Raw genomic sequence first — 21,454 nt, forward strand, 5'->3', positions numbered from 1 at the left:
TTGTTTTTAATCTGGTGTCGATTTCATCCATTCTGTTTCTTTATTTACCCTGTAGCTTCCCTCTTCAAAAAGCTTGGGAAGCATAAAATAATTGTAATCGGCCATTGGATTCAAGAAATAGAAACAAAAATAGTAATCCTGTTCATCCACCATTTTAAGATCAGCAGTCAACACTTGCGCCACTGTTTTCTTTCCGGATTTCAGCAGTTGAATTGGATTCTCCTGTTTGTTAGCATCTGTCAATTTTAGAATCGATCCAGCAGGTGTTAATCCTTCCAAAATTTTAAGCTTACGGCTGTTTCCATAATAAAGAGTAAATGAATTCCCCTCAACACTAAAAACATTCTGGTAACAATCTACAGGTAAAATGGCAGGAGACCATTTTTCAATCTCAACGTCCTTATTCGAAGCTCCTCCATAAGTCCATATCAAGTGTAAATCTTCAGGGATATTTTCACCTGTTAACTTCATTACTGCACCTTTGCTGTCAGCCAAAGGACGAATTAAAAATTCAATAGTACCCTTAGCTAATATCTCGTCTTTCAGAATGTATTTTATTTCCTTTTCAGATGATTTCAACTTCACACCTGCAAATTCAGAAAACCACTTGCTATTCCCTTCTGTTGAAACACCAATTCGTAAAGTTCCTGCTAATTTAGGTGCCAACAAAGACCAATCAGGATTTTGGGCTTTTACAAAGCCCAGACATAAGAAAGCCAATATAAAGACAACTGTTTTTTTCGACATCATAAGTTGTTTAGTTTCCGTCTGGTTTTTGAATTTCAGCAAAAGGAGTTGGATACCATTTAAAATTCTTGAAATCGTCAGGTGCCGCGGGATTAAAATCTTTTACATCATCTCTTAAATACTGTACCAAAGGCAAATGAATTTGTTTCATTCCATACACAACACATTTTGCAATTTGATCAGCACCAAAAGGATTAAAGTGAGTATTATCTTTCAAAGGCGTCTCTTGATTTGGAAACGTATTGGCCGGATAATGAACAAATGCATTCACTGAATTTTCTACACCCATGGCTTCATAAAGAGTTCGAGTATAAGAGTGCAAATCAATCAAAGAAACATTTTCTTCGGCTGCCAGTTTTCTCATCGCATCCGGGTAATCTCCATGAGTGTCAACAATTTCCCCCTCCTCATTAAAGCTTCTGCGTTGCGTTGGGGTAACAAAAACAGGATTTGCTCCTTTTTCCCGGGCAACAACAATAAAATCTTTTAATCGATCCCTAAAATTCAGATATGCTCCTTTGCCCTCTCCTCTTTCCTTCTGATCATTATGACCAAACTCTACAAATATGTAATCACCAGGCTTAACCTGCGTTAACAATTTCTCTAATCTTCCTCTGGCAATAAAACCACTTGTAGTTTCTCCGGATTCGGCATAATTAGCAAAACAAACCTGATCATTAAAAAAACGAGGTATGATCTGTCCCCAGGAACACCAAGGTTCGTTTTCCTGATCTACCACAGTTGAATCTCCACATAAGAAAACTGTTAGCACAGAATCGGTTGGTGTTATTTCAATAGATACAACCTGAGGAGACTCGCCGTTAAATTCAAAAGTCAGATTGCTATCCCAATTTAATTTGGTCTTTTCTCTTTCTTTGATTTTAACATTCCTTCCCGCTGTGATAATCGTATCTCTTTTATTGATATAGAAATAAACATCTTTAATTTCTCCTTTTTCTGTAGATATTCCATCAAAAAACAGTCTTCTTGACTCCCCTCTAATCACTGTATGTCCGGCACTATCTTCAGATCCGACTCTCACATGTACTTTATAATTTCCATCCGGAACATTTGTAAAAGTAACAAAACCGTTATCAGCTTTACTTAAAGGATCTATGATCTTAAATCCGGTGTCTTTTTCAGTGCACGAAAAGAATACAATGATTAAAACTGCGGCAATCAAGCAACCGGAAACCTTCCTGTTTACATCTCTAAAACTCATCTTAAAAAAGTATTATTTGCACTCTTGTAATTTATATACTTCTACCCCACCTAACAAAAAACAACCGATACCATAATCTTCAAAATCAGGCATACTATCATATTTTACCGGCTGACCGTCTTTAGGCTCTTTTCCAGTTCCCTGCACATAACCTAAAAATCCATTTTCATGAATGGCATCTTTCACAATAGCATTCCAGGCTTTTGCAACAACAGGCATGTATTTTTCCTTTGATAAGAATCCGTTATTGATTCCCCATGCCATACCATATACAAATAAAGAAGTCCCGGTCACCTCTTTTCCGCCATAATTTTCAGGATCGTGTAAACTCGCATTCCAAAATCCATCTTTTCTCTGACATTTTACCAATGCCTTTGTCATGGACATAAAATCATTCACATAATCCTTATAGTGCTTTTCGTCTTTCGGTATTTCACTTAAAACTCTTACCAAAGCAGCATATACCCATCCGTTGCCTCTTGACCAATAACAATTTTCACCGTTTGGTTCTTTATAAGGAGGAACAAAATCAGCATCGCGCCACCATAAACCATCTTCCTTGTTATAAAGACCTCCTCCAATATCATTTCTGCTGCAGGCATACATATCCCACATTTTATCAAAATACTTTGCATCATTCATTGTAGCACCATACTTCGCAAAAACCGGCATCCCCATTTGAATGGCATCTATCCATGTCCAATCATCCTTTTGCGGCGTATTCACCAACATGTCTAAATTTGCTTTTACCTTCCTAATTTGTTTAGGCTCTTTAGACAGTCGATACAAATCGATATAAGTTTGACCCGCACAATAATTATCCGCATTTCTGGTAGTTGTACCACTTCTAAACCCCCATTTATGAAAATCAGACCATTGATAAGTATAATCGTATAACTTTTCCTCGGGTAATATTGAATACAAGGCCATTAATCCTTCGTAATACACACCTCTTGTCCAAATATTGCTTGGCCTTTCCCGCCCCACATTCGATGGTGCTTTATAATCATTGTATTTTTCCATGAAATAATCATTCACTTTAATTATTTCTTTCAAAGTTTGTTCATGATCAATCAATTTTTGTCCCCAAACCGGAGAAAAATTCATTGATGTCGTAACAATTAGTAGTATAAACTGCAATAAATACATTCTGCTCAATAATCCCATTTCATATAGTGTTTTAGAAATTTTTCCTCCAAATGTATTACATAGCACATCCGCAAAAAAGGAAAATTATACACAAACCTAGAATATCATCCACAACAACAAAGCATTAAAATAAATACATGTTTTAGTACAATTTTCCATTTTCTATCGTGTGCGCACACCCTATTTTTACAACCATTGAAAAAGCTAGTTGGTAACTCAAGTTTCAATCTATGTTTAATCTATTAAAAAGTTTTTATGAACCTATTAAATCTAGTGTAGTATGAATTTATTTAAATCAAGAAGAAAACAATTTAAAGTGTTTTTCATAACACTTCTTACAGGTTGTTTTTTTATGGCTGGAAACGTCAACGTTTGCGCCCAAACACAAACGATTTCCGTTACAGGTAATGTTAAAGATCAATCAGGCATGTCTATTATTGGAGCCACGATTATTGAAAAAGGATCGGTAACAAATGGTACCATAACGGATATTGATGGAAACTACCAAATTAAAGTATCGAAAGATGCTGCTTTGGTTGCAAGCTTTATTGGCTATAAAAGTCAGGAACTACCTGTTGCAGGAAAGTCAGTGATTAATTTTGTGATCAGTGAGGAAACTACAAATCTTGATGAATTAATTGTAGTTGGTTACGGTGTACAAAAGAAGAGCGATGTAACAGGTGCTGTAACCAGGGTTAGTGCTGAAGATATTGTAGCAATGCCTGTTAAAGATGCTGTGCAAGCTATGCAGGGAAAAACTGCCGGGGTTGACATTACCTCAAACCAGAGACCAGGAGAGACTGGAAGTATTACAATTAGAGGTATCCGTTCTTTAAATGCCAGTCAGAGTCCATTGTATGTAGTAGATGGAATGGTTGTTCAAAGTGGAGGAATAGACAATATTAATCCTAACGATATTGAAAGTATTGATATTCTAAAGGATGCCTCTGCCACAGCTGTTTATGGATCCAGAGGTGCAAATGGTGTAGTATTGGTAACTACTAAAAAAGGAAAAACAGGTGAAGTAAGTTTTAATTACTCTGGTTCGGTTACCATCGAAAAAATGTACGACGTAACTGAGATGATGGATGCTGCTGAATGGTTGGATTATGCCCGACTAGCCAAATACAATATGGGTAGTTATGCATCTGCTACACCTTCTTATGCTGCTGATTTAGCTACCTGGGGGTCTGTTGGAGCTTCGTTCGCAAATATTGAAAAAGGATGGGTAAACGGAGTTTGGGATCCTAATAAAGTTGGAAATTACAATTGGGGTGACCAAGGTAAAAGAACTGCTGTTTCAACGGAACACACCATTAGTGCATCAGGTGGTACAGAAAAGTTCAAAGGATATGGCTCATTCGGATATTTACGTCAGGAAGGAACTCAACCCGATCAACTTTATCAACGATATACTGCTAAAACGAATTTTGAGGTATCTCCTACAGACTGGTTCAAGTTCGGAACAACTATGAATCTTAGCTATGGAGAACAAGACTATGGTTATAGCTTTACAAAATCAAGTACAGGTCCAGGGGATTACTATTCTGCTCTAAAATCCATGTTGCCATGGACGGTTCCTTATGATGAAAATGGCGATTATATTAGAAATCCTGCAGCAGGAGATGTTAATATTATTAATCCGATTAAAGAGTTGGATTATAACACCAATAACCGTCAAACTTTACGTGCAACCGGAAGTTTCTATTCTCAATTGGATTTTGGAAATATGTGGAAACCTTTAGATGGTTTAAGTTACCGAATTCAATTTGGCCCGGAATTTAAGTACTATCGTTTGGGTGTATTTAATGCTGCTGAAGGTATTAATGGAGATGGCAACAACGCGGCTAAATATAATACCAATAATACACGAGCCTATACATTAGACAATTTATTGTATTATAATAAAACCTTTGCAAACCTTCATAAAGTTGGTTTAACCGCAATGCAATCTTTCTCAAAGTATCATTATGAAAATGGAGATATGAAAGCAACAGATGTTGCTTCAACTTCCGAATTATGGTACAACCTTGCTTCAGGAGGTGATGCATATAGTCTTGGAACAGGCTTGGCAGAGAAACAAATGGAGTCGTATATGCTTAGAGGTAATTACACTTTTAACGATAAATACATGTTGACTGCATCTATGCGTTGGGATGGAGCATCTCAATTGGCTGAAGGCAATAAATGGGCGAGTTTCCCATCTTTGGCATTAGGCTGGCGTATTGATCAGGAAGATTTTATGAACAACGCTTCATGGATTGATGGATTAAAGGCCCGTTTTGGTTTTGGTATAACAGGTAACGCTGCAATCGATGCATATGATACTAAAGGTGCAGTAGCTTCTTTATACTACAATTGGGGTACTACCTCCTCTGATTTAGGATATGTAGCATCAGATCCTTCGGTTAAATATCCTCCAAAAATGGCGAACACTAATCTTAGTTGGGAAAAAACTGCCCAGTATAATGTAGGTGTAGACTATGTATTTTTTAACGGCCGATTAAGTGGTAGTATTGATGCATACAAAACAAAAACTTCCGATCTATTAATGATCATGTCAATACCAAGTTTAACTGGCTATACTTCAACCTGGGCAAACATTGGTGAAACAAAAGGTTCCGGTATTGATCTACAAATCAACACAGTCAACATAAAATCAGATGATTTTAACTGGGAAACCAGTATCACTTGGTCCAAAGATCAGAGTGAAATCTCAAAATTAAATAATGGTTTAACAGAAGTACCTAATAATGCATGGTTTGTAGGCGAAGACATAGGTGTTTATTACGACTATGTATATGATGGTATCTGGAAAACTTCCGAAGCTGCTGAAGCTGCAGTATATGGACGTAAACCAGGTCAGATAAAAATTAAAGACTTAAACAACGACGGTACTATTGACGCTAATGAGGATAGACAAATTGTTGGAAAAAAACGCCCGGATTGGTCTGGAGGTATGACTAATACGTTTAAATACAAAAATTTTGATTTATCATTCTTTGTATACTCTCGTTGGGGGAATACTTTCAGAAGCGGAAAAGAAACACTGGATGGTCGCTTTACAATGCGTAAAATTGATTATTGGATAGAAGGAATAAATGAAGATGCAGAATATTATTCTCCGGGATCAAATGGAGAAGCTGCTGATACTTATGCCAGTTCTATGAATTATCAAGACGGATCTTTTGTGAAAATGCGTAACATCAGTTTAGGTTATAACTTTACTCCTAAACAGTTAAAAAAACTTGGAATCAGCAAACTTAAAGTGTATGCTCAATGTATGAATCCATTTACAATCTATTCTAAATGTGATTATTTAGATACTGACCTTTCGGGGTACAATAACAACACAACATCTACTGGTTCATCAACCACTCTTAAAAGTTTCGTATTTGGTTTGAATCTTGGATTCTAATTTTAAAAAAGTTAATTATGAAAAAAAATAAAATATTATTACTGTTTGGGTTGATAAGTATCTTAACTTTTTCTGTATCATCCTGCAAAGATGATTTCTTGGATGAAGAACTTACAACGACCTATAGTACTCAGACATTTGAAACACAGGAAGGACTGGATCAGCTGGTTACCGGAACCTACCAAAAGCTAAAATTTAAATTCAACTATACATGGGGGATTAAGATGTTTAACGTAGGTGTAGATGAATTTACGGATGCAAATAACGCAATTCCTGACTTCAACTGTTATAGTACCGATTTAAGCTCAGAAGAGGGAGGAAACAACAAGCCTATGTGGCAAAATATGTATGCCGGTATTGAATCAGCAAACACAATTATTAAAAATATGCCTCTTTATTACGATAAAAAAAATGCAAACTATAACACTCGATTGGGTGAAGGTTATTTTTTACGTGGCTATTTTTATTTAACGCTGGTAACTCAGTATGGAGGTGTGCCGTTAAAATTACAACCCTCAACAGCTGTTGAAACTTATTTTACACGAGCTACAGAAGAAGAGTGTTTTGCACAAATCACTGCTGATTTTAAGTCTGCATATGATTTATTACCTGCAAGCCCAGAAGCAACCGGTCGTATCACACAATCCGCAGCAGCTCATTTTCTGGCAAAATCAAAATTAACACGAGCAAGCGAATTATATAGTTCATGGAACTCAAGCTACATAAGCGATGATCTAGATGATGTTATTAAATACGGAACAGAAGTTTATAATGCTCATCCTTTATGCACAAACTATGTGCAATTATGGGATTATCAAGCGGCTAACGGTGCCAACGAGAGTGTTTCTGAAGTCGTTTTGGCGGCTCAATTCTCTGACGATCAATCTACCTGGGGTAGATATGGAAATCAGATGCATCTTTATTATCCATCTGTTTATCAAGACATTTCAGGCACAAAAAGAGATATTTCAGGAGATAGAGAATTCTGTTATGCCCGAGCAACTAATTATACCATGGATGTGTTTGACCGTGTTAACGACTCACGCTTCTGGAAATCATTTATTACTACTTACGGATGCAACTCTACAGCAAATGCTCCTGTTTGGACTTCAGATAATGCCACTTTAGGACCTGTTGGAACTGTGAATGGAACAAAACGATTTGAAGGCGGAGATCTGGCCATTAAATACATTGTTAATAATGCTGGTGATACGAGATATAATCCTGTAACCAATGATGTAACCGGTGTTTTAAAAGATGGTGTTATGCAAAACACTCACACCTTTGTACGTTATTTCGATGGAGAAAATCAGGAATGGGTTGGACAACACGGTAATGAAGGATATTATGGCGTTCAGAAACGTTCTGTAGCCTTATCTAAATTTCGAGATGGTTACAGAGTCGCAATTGCATCTCAATTTGGAACCCGAGATGTCATTCTTGCCCGTTCTGCAGATGATGTTTTAATGGTTGCCGAAGCCTATATACGAAAAGGCGAATCGGAATATGCTAATGCCATTACCTGGATTAATAAATTAAGAGACCGGGCTGCATTTTTAGCTGGAGAAGACCGTTCTGTTCACGTTGATGGAGGACAAGCCTATAAGAACAATAGCTATTGTAACGGTAAAGGCGGAGGATATTCTTCTGATGGTGCTATTTATTACGATAAAAACACTTATTATGAATCAAATGGAGATTTGACAGAAACAACTGCTGCTACAATCAATGAAATGCATATCACTTCAGTAAGCGACATCTACAATTCTTCAGTAGATGCACCAATTTATACAAAGCTTGAATGTTCAAGCAACGCAGAAAAAATGATGTGTTTCTTATTGAATGAGAGAACTCGTGAACTTTGCGGAGAAACAGTACGTTGGGAAGATTTAGCCCGTACCAAAAGGCTTGAAGCCCGCTTTAAGGCATTTAATGATGGTTGGGTTAGAGGTAACTCTACGTTTAGTGCAAACAAACATTATTACCGACCAATTCCTCAATCTTTTCTTGATGCCATTACCAATGAAAATGGACAAGCATTAAGTTCAGAAGAAAAACAAGCTATGCAAAATCCAGGATACTAATAGATCCTAAACTATAAAATCACTAAACTGGTTCAAATCTGTTCCGGTTTAGTGATTTTTTTTTATTCTGATTATCCCAACAAAAATAAACTACCAGGCTCTTCCGAATAGTAATGTCCACTATATTAGGTACTGTATTGATGAATACATCTCCAAATATGGATGATTTGACATGAATACGGAAAAATATACATCTGTTACAATTTATTCATATCTACTTTTGATGTAAATAATAAAAGATAACAGCTTATAAAATATTCGCAATGAAACTCTCATTTAGTAGTACACAACATCAGATTTTTTTAGCACGATTTTTAATTGTCATTTTTATAATTTCGTTGAATTCTCTTTCCTATGCTCAGGAGACGAAATCTAACTCTGGAAAAAACAGTAAATCCGACGTTACAAATAAAACGGAATTTAATGATGCAAACACCCCTCTTCATCTTTTACAACCTGATTACGCAATAAACTATCAGGCTCCTGACAAAGATCAAATTGAAAATCAACTTAAAACAATTGTAAATTATCTGGAGCAGGTTACTCCGGCTGGTATAATTGATTCAAAAAGTCAAAAAGTTATTACTAAGTATGAAAACATCGACAGATACAGTCAGTTGAAAAAAGGAGATTTTAGATTAACCTCATACGAATGGGGAGTTACTTATGCTGCTATGTTGCGCTTGACCCAGGTGACTGATAATGACAAGTATTTGCATTATGTATGTGACCGATTTGCATTTTTAGCAGAAACAGCTCCTTATTTCAAAAAACAATTGGATGAAGTTGGAACAATTGATCCTTTGATGACAAAGGTTTTACAACCCAAAGCCTTAGATGATGCCGGTGCCATCTGTGCCGCAATGATCAAAACATCAATTTTTGATCAGCCATCAGCTGCTGTCGATACCTTAATCGGCAACTACATCGATTACATCATGTACCACCAATATCGATTAAAAGATGGAACATTTGCACGCAAACGCCCGCTGTACAATACCGTTTGGTTAGATGATCTATTCATGAGTATTCCCGCTTTACTGCAAATGGGAAAATACAAGCATGAGGATAAATACACTCAGGAAGCCGTTAAACAAATCAAACTGTTTAAAGACAAACTATTTGTTGAAAACAAAGGCCTTTTTCGTCACGGATGGGCTGAAGGTTTAGAACCTGAACCAACATTTTTCTGGGCAAGGGCCAATGGCTGGGCTTTGCTAACTCTTTGCGAAGCTTTAGATGTTTTGCCTAAAGATAATGAAGATAGAAAATGGATCATGGATCTTTATCAACAACAAATTGGTTCATTGGTTCAATATCAATCCGGACAAGGTTTATGGCACCAACTAATAAATAAAAACGATTCTTATCTGGAAACTTCAGCAAGTGCAATATATGTATTTGCAATTGCTCACGGTATCAATCAGGGATGGTTAGATGCAAGAGTTTACGGTCCTGTAGTTACTTTAGGATGGAATGCTCTTTCTCAAAAAATAAATTCGAAAGGACAAGTTGAAGGTACTTGTGTAGGAACAGGAATGGGATTTGATCCGGCATTCTATTATCATCGTCCAACCAGTGCTTTTGCAGCTCATGGATATGGCCCCATGTTGCTGGCCGGTGCTGAAATGATTGAATTAAGCAATCACTGGTTTCCTAAAATGAACGATAGTGCAATTCATTTTTACGGACAAACACTACCCTATTCGGAACCTATTTTTGAAGTTGGTGATCCAAGACATCCGCCATATAAAAAAGCAGGTAGCAGTCGCAAAGGGAAAAAACCTGTTGTGTTTGTAATTGGTGATTCAACAGTAAAAAATGGTCGCGACAAAGGTGATTTAGGTCAATGGGGCTGGGCCAGCTTTTTCGATCGCTTTTTTGATACAAATAAAATTACAGTAGAAAACCACGCTTTAGGTGGTCGCAGCAGCAGAACATTCCTAACCGAAGGATTGTGGCAAAATGTATTGGAAGGCTTACAGGAAGGAGATTACCTGTTTATTCAGTTCGGTCACAATGATGGTGGTCCCTTTGATACCGGACGCGCCCGGGCTTCTATCAAAGGAGCTGGCGAAGAATCAAAAACTTATACCATGGAAGCTACCGGCGGACCGGAAACTGTATATACTTTTGGTCATTACATACGTCATTATATTGAACAAGCCAAAGCTCATGGCGTAAAAGTAATTGCCTTAGCCCATACTCCGCGCAACAACTGGGAAGATGGTAAAATGGTGCGTGTAACGGATACCTACGCTAAATGGACAAAACAAGCAGCAGAAGATGAAGGTGTTTATTATATCGATGCCAACGATCTTTGTGCAAAAGAATACGAAAAAATAGGTCAGGAGGCCACTAAACCCTACTATAAAGATAATGTACACACTTCATACATTGGAGCAATAACGAACGGAAATACAATTGCCAAGGCCACATATAACCTGGAAAATTGCGATTTAAAAAAGTATATGAAAAAGGAAGCCATCGACAACCCGACTAAAGTGGCTCCAAAACCTTTGTACCGCGATCCTAAATTTGACGGAACTGCAGATCCGGTTGTAATATGGAACAAAAAAGAACAAAAATGGTTCATGTTCTATACCAACCGAAGAGCCAATCTGGAAAATACAAATGGAGTTGACTGGGTACACGGAACACCTATTGGCATTGCGGAATCAGAAGATGGAGGACTAAACTGGAAATACCGCGCCGATGCAAACATTAATTATGGCGGTGACAGCACGACTTACTGGGCTCCTGATGTAATAGAACAAGATGGAACTTATCACATGTACCTGACTGTTGTACCGGGAATTTTCAGCGATTGGAATCATCCCCGTCACATCATTCATTTGACCAGTAGTAACCTGATTGACTGGAAATTTGAATCTCAGCTAAATTTGGCTTCCGATAAAGTAATCGATGCTGAAGTTGTAAAAGCTCCCAATGGAAAATGGAGAATGTATTACAACAATGAGAAAAATAATAAATCCATTTACTATGCCGAAAGCAACGACCTGTACAATTGGGAAGACAAAGGATTGGCTGTAGGAAATAAACGCGGCGAAGGCCCTGTTGTCTTCTTCTGGAAAAACCAATATTTCATGATTATTGATTCTTGGGATGGATTATCTGTTTTCAGTTCCAGAAACATGGAAAACTGGCATCTTCAAAAGGAAAACATATTGGATAAACCCGGATGTTATAAAGATGATCAGGTAAAAGGTGGTCATGCTGATGTCGTAATCAATAACGACAGAGCATATATTTTTTATTTTACTCATCCTGGAAGACTTCAAGGCGTAAATGATGACAATTATGAAACCAGAAGATCATCCATACAGCTTGGAGAATTAAAATTTGTAAATAATCAAATATCCTGTAATCGTAATTTACCTGTAGATATTAAATTAGTAAGTCCTTAAGTAGCAAATACATTCAGATCAATCAAATAATTTACCAAGCTTTTATTGAGCACATTAAAATCAAGATCTAAAATCAATAAAACCATGAAAATTAAAACAATTTCAATACTCGCTATAAGCACCGTCCTTTTCATTTGTTGTACACAACAACCAAAAGACGTTCGTATATTTATATCAGGCGATTCTACAGCTCAAAGCTACGACACAACAAAAACAGTAATGAGAGGATGGGCACAGATGTTACCCGATTTTTTCGATGAACATGTAACTGTTGTTAACAAGGCAAAAGCAGGCCGAAGTACCAAAAGCTATTTGGCAGAAGAACGATGGAAAGAAGTAGTTGATTCTCTTCAACCAAATGATTATGTGATCATACAATTTGGTCACAACGATGCCTCTTCAAAACCGGAAAGACATGCCTCCTACCCTGATTACAAAAGAAATCTGATTACTATGGTGAAGGAAGCACAGGCAAAACAAGCCCGGCCAATTTTAGCCACATCAATTGTAATGAGAACGTTTAAAGACAATGGTTTACTTGATGATCGGTTAAAAGGATATCCGGCCATTACCCGTCAATTGGCCGATTCCTTAAACATTCCTTTGATCGATACCTGGCTAAAATCAAGGGATTTGATTATCATGATGGGTGATGAACCATCAAAAAAATTGTACATGTGGATAGAAGCTGGTGTTGATTCTATTCGACCAGATGGTTCTCAGGATGATACACATCTGCAGGCTCCAGGAGCTGCAGCAATTGCAAAAATAGTAGCAGCAGAAATCAAAAAACAAAACCTTAAAGACATAGCAAACCATGTTCTTATCCCTTAAAGACACAGCTAAATTAGCAACACTGCTTTTAATTCCTTTTCTACTTGTACGTTGCCAGTCGGATGTTCAATGGCCCGAAGAATCTGTGAACACGAAACCCGGAACCCGATGGTGGTGGATGGGCAGTGCTGTTGATGAAGCCAACCTGTCCCGAAATCTGGAATTGTATGCTGATGCCGGACTCGGTTCTCTGGAGATCACACCAATTTATGGTGTTCAGGGAAATGATTCCAATGAAGTTGATTTCTTATCGAACAGATGGATGGAATTATATTCTCACACCCAAAAGGAGGCTAAAAAACTGGGGATAAATATCGATATGAATACCGGAACCGGTTGGCCTTTTGGCGGACCTGATGTTGGGCTAAAAGATGCTGCCGGTAGATTGTTAATCAAGGAATTTAAATTATCGACAGGACAACAATTCAATCAATTGATTGTTCCTGATGAGAAAAAGCAAGCAGAAACTGCAAGGCTGGCAAGCTTAATGGCTTTTTCAGAAAAAGGTGAAAAATTAGACCTGACAGATAAGGTGATCAACCAAAAGCTAGATTGGAAAGCACCTGTTGGTAAATGGACATTAATTGCTCTTTTCGAGGGAAACACATTCCAACAGGTTAAAAGAGCTGCTCCTGGTGGCAAAGGTTTGGTTTTGAATCATTTTTCGAAAGAAAGTGTAGAGAAATACCTGAGTAAATTTACGAAAGCCTTTAACGAAAGCGGCGCGCCTGTTCCCAATTACTTTTTTAATGATAGTTACGAAGTATATAATGCAGACTGGACTCCAGGCTTTCTAGCTGAATTTGAACAAATGCAAGGCTATAAATTACAGGATTATCTTCCTCAATTTTTAGATACTGCAAGAAACGAAACTACAGCAAGAATCGTTTCGGATTACAGGGAAACACTTTCGAAATTATTATTGGAAAATTTCACCAAGCCCTGGACTGAGTGGGCACACAAACTGAATAGTAAAACCCGAAATCAGGCACACGGTTCGCCGGCTAACTTAATTGATATTTATGCTGCTGTTGATGTGCCCGAATGCGAAGGATTTGGATTGTCGGACTTTCACATTAAAGGGCTTCGCAAAGATTCTTTAACACGTCATAACGATTCCGATTTTTCCATGTTAAAATACGCATCATCAGCGGCTCATATTTCAGGAAAAAAGTACACTTCATCAGAAACATTTACATGGCTTACCGAACATTTTCGTACCTCATTCTCTCAGTGTAAACCCGATTTGGATCTGATGTTTGTTTCAGGCGTTAATCACGTTTACTTTCACGGCACTACCTATAGTCCGGCTGAGGCTGCATGGCCGGGATGGAAATTTTATGCTTCGGTGGACATGAGTCCAACCAACCCATTGTGGCGCGATGCAAAACCGTTTTTTAAGTATATATCACGCGTACAATCGTTTTTACAAATGGGTAAACCCGATAATGATTTTCTGGTTTATTTACCTGTTTACGATATGTGGCACAAAGTGGATGGCAAATTATTACAATTCGACATCCATAAAATGAAACAACGTGCTCCGGAGTTTATTCATGTGGTCAACCAAATTAGTGACGCCGGCTATGATATGGACTATATTTCGGATTCATTTATCACAAGCACTGAATTTAAAGACGGACATCTCATTACATCAGGAGGAACTTCGTACAAAGCTTTAATTATACCTTCTGTAGATAAAATGCCGGCGGAGGTTATTAAAAAACTGATTGATCTGGCTAAACAAGGTGCACAAATTGTGTTCATGGGGAATTATCCTAAAGATGTTCCCGGATATGGAAATCTGGAAAACCGAAGAAAACAATTTCTTAATGTAAGTGATCAGCTGCCTGATGTTGACTTTAACGAAACCACAGTAAGCTCATTTTCGAAAGGAAAAATAATTACCGGTACCGATTATAAAAACACACTTGCTGCTACCGGAGTTATTGCTGAAGAATTTAAAACAAAAGCGGATCTTAAATACATTCGCAGGAAAAACAGCAAGGGGTATCATTATTTTGTTTCTGCACTTAAAGCTGAGGATACAGATACCTGGATTACTTTACCAAAGCAAGCTGAATCAGTCGTGTTTTTCAATCCGATCAATGGACAAAAAGGAAAAGCACAAATAAAACAAGCCGATGATAAAACAAAAGTAAGGCTGCAGATAAAATCCGGAGAATCATTAATCCTCCAAACATTTTCGACAAGCGTTGCGGGTGAAAAATGGCCGTACGTTATGGAAACAGGGAATCCATTTGTTCTGAACAACAACTGGAAAATATTCTTTAAAGAGAGTATCCCTGCTATCACCGACACCTTTGCTATTCCTAACTTAATTCCCTGGACTGATCTAAAGATTCCTGAGTCCAAAGAAAATATGGGTACAGCGGTGTATTCAACAACATTTACAGTAAATAAAAAAACGGCTGAAGACTGGATTCTTGATTTGGGTGATGTAAGAGAAACCGCCAGAGTAAAGCTGAATAATGTTGATATTCAAACACTATGGTCGGTACCTTACGAGCTTTCTGTTGGCAAATACCTTAAAAACGGTCTTAATGCAATAGAAATAGAGGTAACAGGTTTACCAGCCAATCACATCGCAAGTTTAGATCAAAAAGGAGTTCGATGGCGTATTTTCAAGGAAATTAATTTGGTTGACCTGAATTATAAAAAAACAGGTTACGCGAATTGGAAAACAATGCCTGCGGGCTTAAACAGTGAAGTAAAATTAATCCCCGTTAACTTTTCGAATTAAAAGTTCAGATACCTATGAAGTCATTACAATTTATCATACTCCTATTTTGCGGATTTGGCGCATTGGGGCAGAATAATTCTTCAATCCCTAAATTTACCTGGATGGAAAATGCGGGCAGCCATACTTTTCCGGATCAGAAAACAGTGTTTCGTGTAGAAGATTACGGGGCTGTTGGAGATGCACTTGTTTTAAACACCAAAGCCATTCAAAAAGCAATTGATGAGGCTGAAGCGGCCGGAGGAGGAACAGTAACGTTTAAACCCGGTGTTTATTTAACGGGATCGCTTTTTATCGGCAACAACGTTAATTTCAACATTCCTAAAGGAACCATGCTGACCGGGAGTCAGAATCTGGAAGATTACAGACAAATTGATACCCGCGTTGCAGGCATTGAGATGAAATGGCCGGCAGCACTTGTCAATATTATTGACAAAAAGAATGCTGCCATTACAGGAAATGGAACAATTCACGGCAAAGGGAAAGTGTTTTGGGATAAATACTGGAACATGCGTAAGGAATATGAACCCAAAGGACTTCGCTGGATTGTAGATTACGATTGTGAAAGACCCAGAGGAATACTAATATCTGATTCTGAAAACATCACCATTGATGGAATTGTACTGTATCAGCCGGGCTTTTGGAGTCTTCACATTCTATACTCGAAATACGTTACCGTTAATGATGTTACTATTAGTAACAATATTGAGGGGCACGGCCCCAGCACAGATGGTGTCGATATTGACTCCTCTTCTTTTGTTTTGGTTCAAAACAGCAATATCAATTGCAATGATGATAACTTTTGTTTAAAAGCAGGACGCGACAGCGATGGTCTTCGGGTAAACCGACCTTGTGAATACATTGTGATACGAGATTGTTATGCAGGTATGGGAGCCGGACTTTTTACCATCGGCAGTGAAACATCAGGCAGCATCAGACATGTTGTTGCCTACAATTTAACAGCAGAAGGCACATCCTTTGGTTTACGGTTTAAGAGTACGATTCAACGGGGGGGCAGCATCGAAGATATTCATTTGGCAAATATCACCATGAATAAGGTTAAATATCCTCTGTCTGTTGATTTGGACTGGAATCCAGCTTACAGCACTTCATTACTTCCTGAAGAATACAAGAATAAAACACTGCCTGAGCATTGGAAAAAAATGCTGGCCTATGTTGATCCTAAAGATGGGACTCCAAAGTTCCAAAACATATCCTTCTCCAATATTAAAGCCACCGGAGCTAAACGCTGTATCAATGTTGTTGGAATTAAAAGCAGTACTGTTGAAGACTTTAATTTCTGTGATGTAACAATCGAAGGTGAAAATGCCGGAGTAATCAAATATGCCAAAAACTGGAAATGTGAACATTTTCAGATAAAGTCAAACGATACTTTATCTCTGGAAAATAACAAGAATATAGATTTGGAAAACAATTAGATTTATAAAGACAGCCAAAAGCAAAAAATATAAGCATATGAAACATCCATGCCAAAGTGATTTTGACACACAGGGGGATGATTATCCCAGCAAGGTAAGTTCCATATGGCAACTTAAAAACAAATTATAGACCTATGAAACATCAACTCATTACCTATTTACTTCTAATAACCTGTTTCTGCGCAACGGGGCAGCAAACTGAACGGCAATATTTATCAGGAACTGGATTGGGAAATACTGTTACCTGGGATTTTTACTGCTCTGCTGGTCAAAACAGCCAAAAATGGAGTCAGATAGAAGTTCCGTCGCAATGGGAACTGCAGGGCTTTGGAGAATATACCTATGGCAGATGGTACAAGAAAAAGGGAGTTGAACCGTCGAAAGAAACCGGCACCTACAAGTACTCATTCAAGGTGCCAAAAAAATGGAGCGGACAACAAATCTCAATTGTTTTTGAAGGCGCCATGACGGATACCGAAGTATTCATCAACGGAGAAAAAGCCGGAGATATGCACCAAGGCGGGTTTTATCGTTTTTCATACGATATTACCAATAAAATCACTACCGAAAAAAAGAATGATCTTAAGGTGATTGTTCACAAGCACTCGGCAAACAACAGCATCAACAACGCCGAAAGAAAAGCCGATTGGTGGACTTTCGGTGGTATTTACCGTCCGGTTTATTTAGAGGCAAAACCTCAAATTGCAATGAACCATGTGGCATTGGATGCAAAAGCCGACGGGAGTTTGAATGCTGATATTGATTTGTCTGAGGAAATAAAATCAGGTAAAATTATTGCCAGCATAGAACCACTAACAGGAAAAGGTAAGTTTAGCACCAAAACCATTCCATTGACTCAGAATGGCAAAAGACAACACATCAGCACCAAATGGAAGGATGTAATCAACTGGAATCCTGAAAATCCTCAACTTTACAAACTACACCTAAAATTAACCGACCAAAACAATAAAACTTTGCACGAATGGTCGTCAAGAATTGGTTTTAGAACGGTTGAATTCAGGGCAAAAGATGGTATTTATGTGAATGATACCAAAATTGTAATGAAAGGGATCAACCGTCACTCATTTTATCCGGAAGGAGGACGAACCACCAATCGTGAAATCAGCAAAAGCGATGCTCTTTTATTAAAAGAAATGAACATTAACGCCGTTCGTTTTCACTACCCTCCCGATCAGCACTTTTTAGATATGTGTGATTCAATCGGTTTGTTTGTGGTAGATGAATTGGCCGGATGGCAAAACTGCTACGACACCGAAGTGGGATCAAAACTACAGAAAGAAATGTTGACCCGCGATGTAAATCACCCATGTATCGTATTGTGGAGCAATGGTAATGAAGGAGGCTGGAACTACGATCTCGATCAGCATTTTGCCGATTACGATCCTCAGAACCGACATGTGATTCATCCTTGGGCTGACTTTAATGGAATTGATGCCCACCACTACCCTGCCTACTTAACCGGTGTTGCACGATTGACCAACGGCTATAAAGTATTTATGCCAACCGAATTCATGCATGGAATGTATGATCAGGGACTTGGTGCAGGTTTAGAGGATTTTTGGGAGAACTGGACCTCTCACCCATTATTTGCAGGTGCTTTTATGTGGTCGTTTGCTGATAATGCAGTGAAACGTACTGATAAAAATGGCATTCTGGACTCAGACGACTTTAGAGCTCCTGATGGTATTGTTGGACCTTACCGGGAAAAAGAAGGCAGTGTATTTACCGTTCGTGAGGTTTGGGCTCCTATTCAGTTCAAAAAGCTATACATCACCCCTTCATTTAAAGGTAAATTTACCCTATCAAACAGATTCCTTTATACCAATTTAAAGGACTGTAAAATGACTTATCAACTGTATAAAATTAATTCTCCTTTAAAAGGAGCTAAAAAAGAGATTTTAGGCAAGGGGATTGTTTCTCTTCCTGAAATAAATCCTGGTGAAACAGGTTTTGCAAAAATGGAATTACCCGCTAATTTCTTTGATGCAACGGTTTTAGAGATTGAAGCATTCGATCCGGCAGGACATAAAATTTGCAACTGGAGCTGGCCTGTAAAATACGCCGGTGACTACTTCAAATTACAACATGCCGGTAATACCGCAGATGGAGATGTAAAACTTATTGAAACGGACAGTATTACTACATTGCAAGCAAATGGAGTATCTGTATCATTTAATCAGCAAAATGGTCAGATTTTACAAGTGAAAAACAAAAAAGGAATTGTTCCTTTTACCAATGGACCTGTTGCTGTAGGCATGAAAATTCAATTCGACAAATGCTATGCAAAACAAAATCAGCACAGCGCTCAGTTTGTTGCAAAATATCTGGGTGGTATCGATTCTATTGTTTGGACAATGGATGCAAAAGGACTTTTAAATATGAATGCTGTAATGCTGAACAGAGCTGGCGGAGGCAAAGGTTTTGACGATGCATTTACCGACAACGAAATAAATAATTTTGGTTTAACCTTCTCGTACCCCGAAAAAATAGTTAAAGGAATGGAATGGTTTGGCCGTGGTCCTTACCGGGTTTGGAAAAACAGAGTAAAAGGAACCAACTATGATCTTTGGCAAAAAGATTACAACAACACGATAACCGGAGAAAGTGAATACGGATTAACTTATCCTGAATTCAAAGGGTATCATGCCAATTTATATTGGGCTGCCATACAGTCCGATCAGGCTCCATTTACGGTATATTCGGAAAGCGACGGTGTATTCTTACGAATGCTGACACCAGAAGAACCCAAAGGAAGAATGGAAGGAAGACACACAATGCCGGCCTTCCCGTCTGGTGATATCTCATTTTTATACGATATTCCAGCGATTCAATCTTTCAAACCAATATCCATGCAGGGACCACACAGTCAGCCGGGCAATATTCGAATAAAAGTAGGCGACGAAGGAATTAGAATGATATTGGATTTTGATTTTAAAGAATAGTAGTCAATCCATTTTGTAATGTTATGAGGCTGTCTTATTAAAAGGCAGCCTCTTTTTTTTATAGTTTTCTTTCGACAGTCATTGGTACAGTACCACGACTGTTGCGGTCGTGATTAACACTACTGTATACACAAATACCGGCTTTTACACAAAAAATAATGAACAGATGCGCACCTACCTGCCAATTGTTGGTACACACCGAATACCGCAGCCACATTTCTTTTGTGCTACGCTAAATTTCCATTATTTTGCAAGACAATGTTTACTATTTACTGAAAATTTAAAATCAATGTATAAGATAACACTCACATTCATCACAATGGTACTTCTGTGTCTTGATGCATTTTCAATTACAGGAATTGAAAATGCGGATATTGTTGTAGGAAAAGATGGAAGCGGCAATTTTTCAACTATTCAGGAAGCACTTTATTCGATACCTCCCATGCGAAAAAAACGCACAACAATCTTTATTAAAAATGGAGTATACACCGAAAAACTAATCATATCAAAAGGTTATGGAGCCATTTCATTAATTGGCGAAAGTGCTGAAAATACTGTTATTACATACAACGATTTTGCTCAACGCAAAAATAGCTTCGGCGAAGAAATGGGCACCACAGCTTCATCGAGCGTATTCATTTTTGCCGACGATTTTATTGCTGAGAATATTACATTTGAAAATTCAGCCGGTGAAGTAGGCCAAGCGGTTGCCGTACGTGTAAGCAGCGACAGGGCTGCCTTTAAGAACTGTCGTTTTTTAGGTAATCAGGATACATTATATCCCAACGAACCCGGTGCCCGGCAATATTACTACAAATGCTATATCGAAGGCACTGTTGATTTTATTTTTGGCTGGTCGACAGCAGTCTTCGACAATTGCCACATACATAGTTTACGGAAAGATTCCGGATATATCACTGCGGCCTCAACAGATAAAAAGAATGCATTTGGATTCGTTTTCCTGAACTGCAAAATAACAGGCAATGGAGATAACTGTATTTATCTGGGGCGACCTTGGCGCGATTATGCCAAAACCGTTTTTATTAACTGCAACATGGACAAATCGATAATTGCCAAAGGTTGGCACAACTGGAGTAAGCCGGCAGCCGAAAAAACTGCATTTTATGCAGAATATAAATCGAACGGGCCGGGAGCAAACCCTAAAGAAAGAGTGGAATGGTCGCACCAATTAACCGATACCGAAGCAAGCAATTTCACGCTTGAAAATATATTTGGTGGCTGGATTCCAAATCGCTAACCTGTTCGTAGAGATAGCCGGATAGACAAATTAACCGGAACATTTAATACCAAATTAACATGTGAGAACAAAGTACATTTTCACACAAAAATAAAAATCGGGCAAATTTCATTAACTGAAATTTGCCCGATTATATTTTTATAGATGCCCA

Annotated in this window: 11 protein-coding genes; 8 read left to right on the forward strand and 3 right to left on the reverse strand. The window is 38.1% G+C overall.

Going from position 1 to position 21,454, the window contains the following annotated elements; all coding sequences use genetic code 11:
- Nucleotides 1–6: 6 nt before the first annotated feature.
- From QUH73_RS16670 to QUH73_RS16680, 3 genes are read right to left on the reverse strand one after another with little or no spacing between them, the layout of a single operon-like run.
- Nucleotides 7–747: a DUF4450 domain-containing protein gene (locus QUH73_RS16670; protein ID WP_289531572.1), complete on the reverse strand. Its 741-nt coding sequence runs from the start codon at nt 745–747 to the stop codon at nt 7–9.
- Nucleotides 748–757: 10 nt separating this feature from the next.
- The gene (locus QUH73_RS16675) at nt 758–1,969 is read right to left on the reverse strand and encodes a rhamnogalacturonan acetylesterase (RefSeq protein WP_289531573.1); all 1,212 of its coding nucleotides are present in this window, start codon (nt 1,967–1,969) and stop codon (nt 758–760) included.
- 12 nt (nt 1,970–1,981) lie between these two features.
- Nucleotides 1,982–3,136, reverse strand: coding sequence for a glycoside hydrolase family 88/105 protein (locus QUH73_RS16680; protein ID WP_289531574.1), 1,155 nt, complete (start codon nt 3,134–3,136; stop codon nt 1,982–1,984).
- Nucleotides 3,137–3,398: 262 nt separating this feature from the next.
- On the opposite strand from QUH73_RS16680, the gene QUH73_RS16685 reads away from it, so the two are divergent.
- The 8 genes from QUH73_RS16685 (at nt 3,399) to QUH73_RS16720 (ending at nt 21,303) form a co-directional block, all read left to right on the forward strand.
- Entirely contained in the window at nt 3,399–6,536 is a 3,138-nt protein-coding gene (locus QUH73_RS16685; RefSeq protein WP_289531575.1) for a SusC/RagA family TonB-linked outer membrane protein, read from the forward strand.
- Between the two features lie 17 nt (nt 6,537–6,553).
- The gene (locus QUH73_RS16690; RefSeq protein WP_289531576.1) at nt 6,554–8,620 is read left to right on the forward strand and encodes a RagB/SusD family nutrient uptake outer membrane protein; all 2,067 of its coding nucleotides are present in this window, start codon (nt 6,554–6,556) and stop codon (nt 8,618–8,620) included.
- A gap of 263 nt (nt 8,621–8,883) precedes the next feature.
- On the forward strand, nt 8,884–12,048 hold the full coding sequence (locus tag QUH73_RS16695) for a glycoside hydrolase family 88 protein (protein ID WP_289531577.1): 3,165 nt from the start codon (nt 8,884–8,886) through the stop codon (nt 12,046–12,048).
- A gap of 84 nt (nt 12,049–12,132) precedes the next feature.
- Nucleotides 12,133–12,882: a rhamnogalacturonan acetylesterase gene (locus tag QUH73_RS16700; protein WP_289531578.1), complete on the forward strand. Its 750-nt coding sequence runs from the start codon at nt 12,133–12,135 to the stop codon at nt 12,880–12,882.
- Entirely contained in the window at nt 12,866–15,646 is a 2,781-nt protein-coding gene (locus tag QUH73_RS16705; RefSeq protein WP_289531579.1) for an alpha-L-rhamnosidase, read from the forward strand. Before QUH73_RS16700 ends, QUH73_RS16705 begins: the two co-directional genes overlap by 17 nt.
- A gap of 14 nt (nt 15,647–15,660) precedes the next feature.
- Nucleotides 15,661–17,082, forward strand: coding sequence for a glycoside hydrolase family 28 protein (locus QUH73_RS16710; protein ID WP_289531580.1), 1,422 nt, complete (start codon nt 15,661–15,663; stop codon nt 17,080–17,082).
- Between the two features lie 134 nt (nt 17,083–17,216).
- Entirely contained in the window at nt 17,217–20,045 is a 2,829-nt protein-coding gene (locus QUH73_RS16715; protein ID WP_289531581.1) for a glycoside hydrolase family 2 protein, read from the forward strand.
- A gap of 289 nt (nt 20,046–20,334) precedes the next feature.
- On the forward strand, nt 20,335–21,303 hold the full coding sequence (locus tag QUH73_RS16720; protein WP_289531582.1) for a pectinesterase family protein: 969 nt from the start codon (nt 20,335–20,337) through the stop codon (nt 21,301–21,303).
- The last annotated feature ends 151 nt before the right edge of the window (nt 21,304–21,454 follow it).

Source organism: Labilibaculum sp. K2S (assembly GCF_030372765.1).
GTDB lineage: Bacteria > Bacteroidota > Bacteroidia > Bacteroidales > Marinifilaceae > Labilibaculum.

What these genes read in the sequence shown, in the direction of transcription:
- QUH73_RS16670 (WP_289531572.1), bottom strand. Translation starts at nt 747, where the DNA reads ATGTCGAAAAAAACAGTTGTCTTTATATTGGCTTTCTTATGTCTGGGC.
- QUH73_RS16675 (WP_289531573.1), bottom strand. Translation starts at nt 1,969, where the DNA reads ATGAGTTTTAGAGATGTAAACAGGAAGGTTTCCGGTTGCTTGATTGCC.
- QUH73_RS16680 (WP_289531574.1), bottom strand. Translation starts at nt 3,136, where the DNA reads ATGGGATTATTGAGCAGAATGTATTTATTGCAGTTTATACTACTAATT.
- QUH73_RS16685 (WP_289531575.1), top strand. Translation starts at nt 3,399, where the DNA reads ATGAATTTATTTAAATCAAGAAGAAAACAATTTAAAGTGTTTTTCATA.
- QUH73_RS16690 (WP_289531576.1), top strand. Translation starts at nt 6,554, where the DNA reads ATGAAAAAAAATAAAATATTATTACTGTTTGGGTTGATAAGTATCTTA.
- QUH73_RS16695 (WP_289531577.1), top strand. Translation starts at nt 8,884, where the DNA reads ATGAAACTCTCATTTAGTAGTACACAACATCAGATTTTTTTAGCACGA.
- QUH73_RS16700 (WP_289531578.1), top strand. Translation starts at nt 12,133, where the DNA reads ATGAAAATTAAAACAATTTCAATACTCGCTATAAGCACCGTCCTTTTC.
- QUH73_RS16705 (WP_289531579.1), top strand. Translation starts at nt 12,866, where the DNA reads ATGTTCTTATCCCTTAAAGACACAGCTAAATTAGCAACACTGCTTTTA.
- QUH73_RS16710 (WP_289531580.1), top strand. Translation starts at nt 15,661, where the DNA reads ATGAAGTCATTACAATTTATCATACTCCTATTTTGCGGATTTGGCGCA.
- QUH73_RS16715 (WP_289531581.1), top strand. Translation starts at nt 17,217, where the DNA reads ATGAAACATCAACTCATTACCTATTTACTTCTAATAACCTGTTTCTGC.
- QUH73_RS16720 (WP_289531582.1), top strand. Translation starts at nt 20,335, where the DNA reads ATGTATAAGATAACACTCACATTCATCACAATGGTACTTCTGTGTCTT.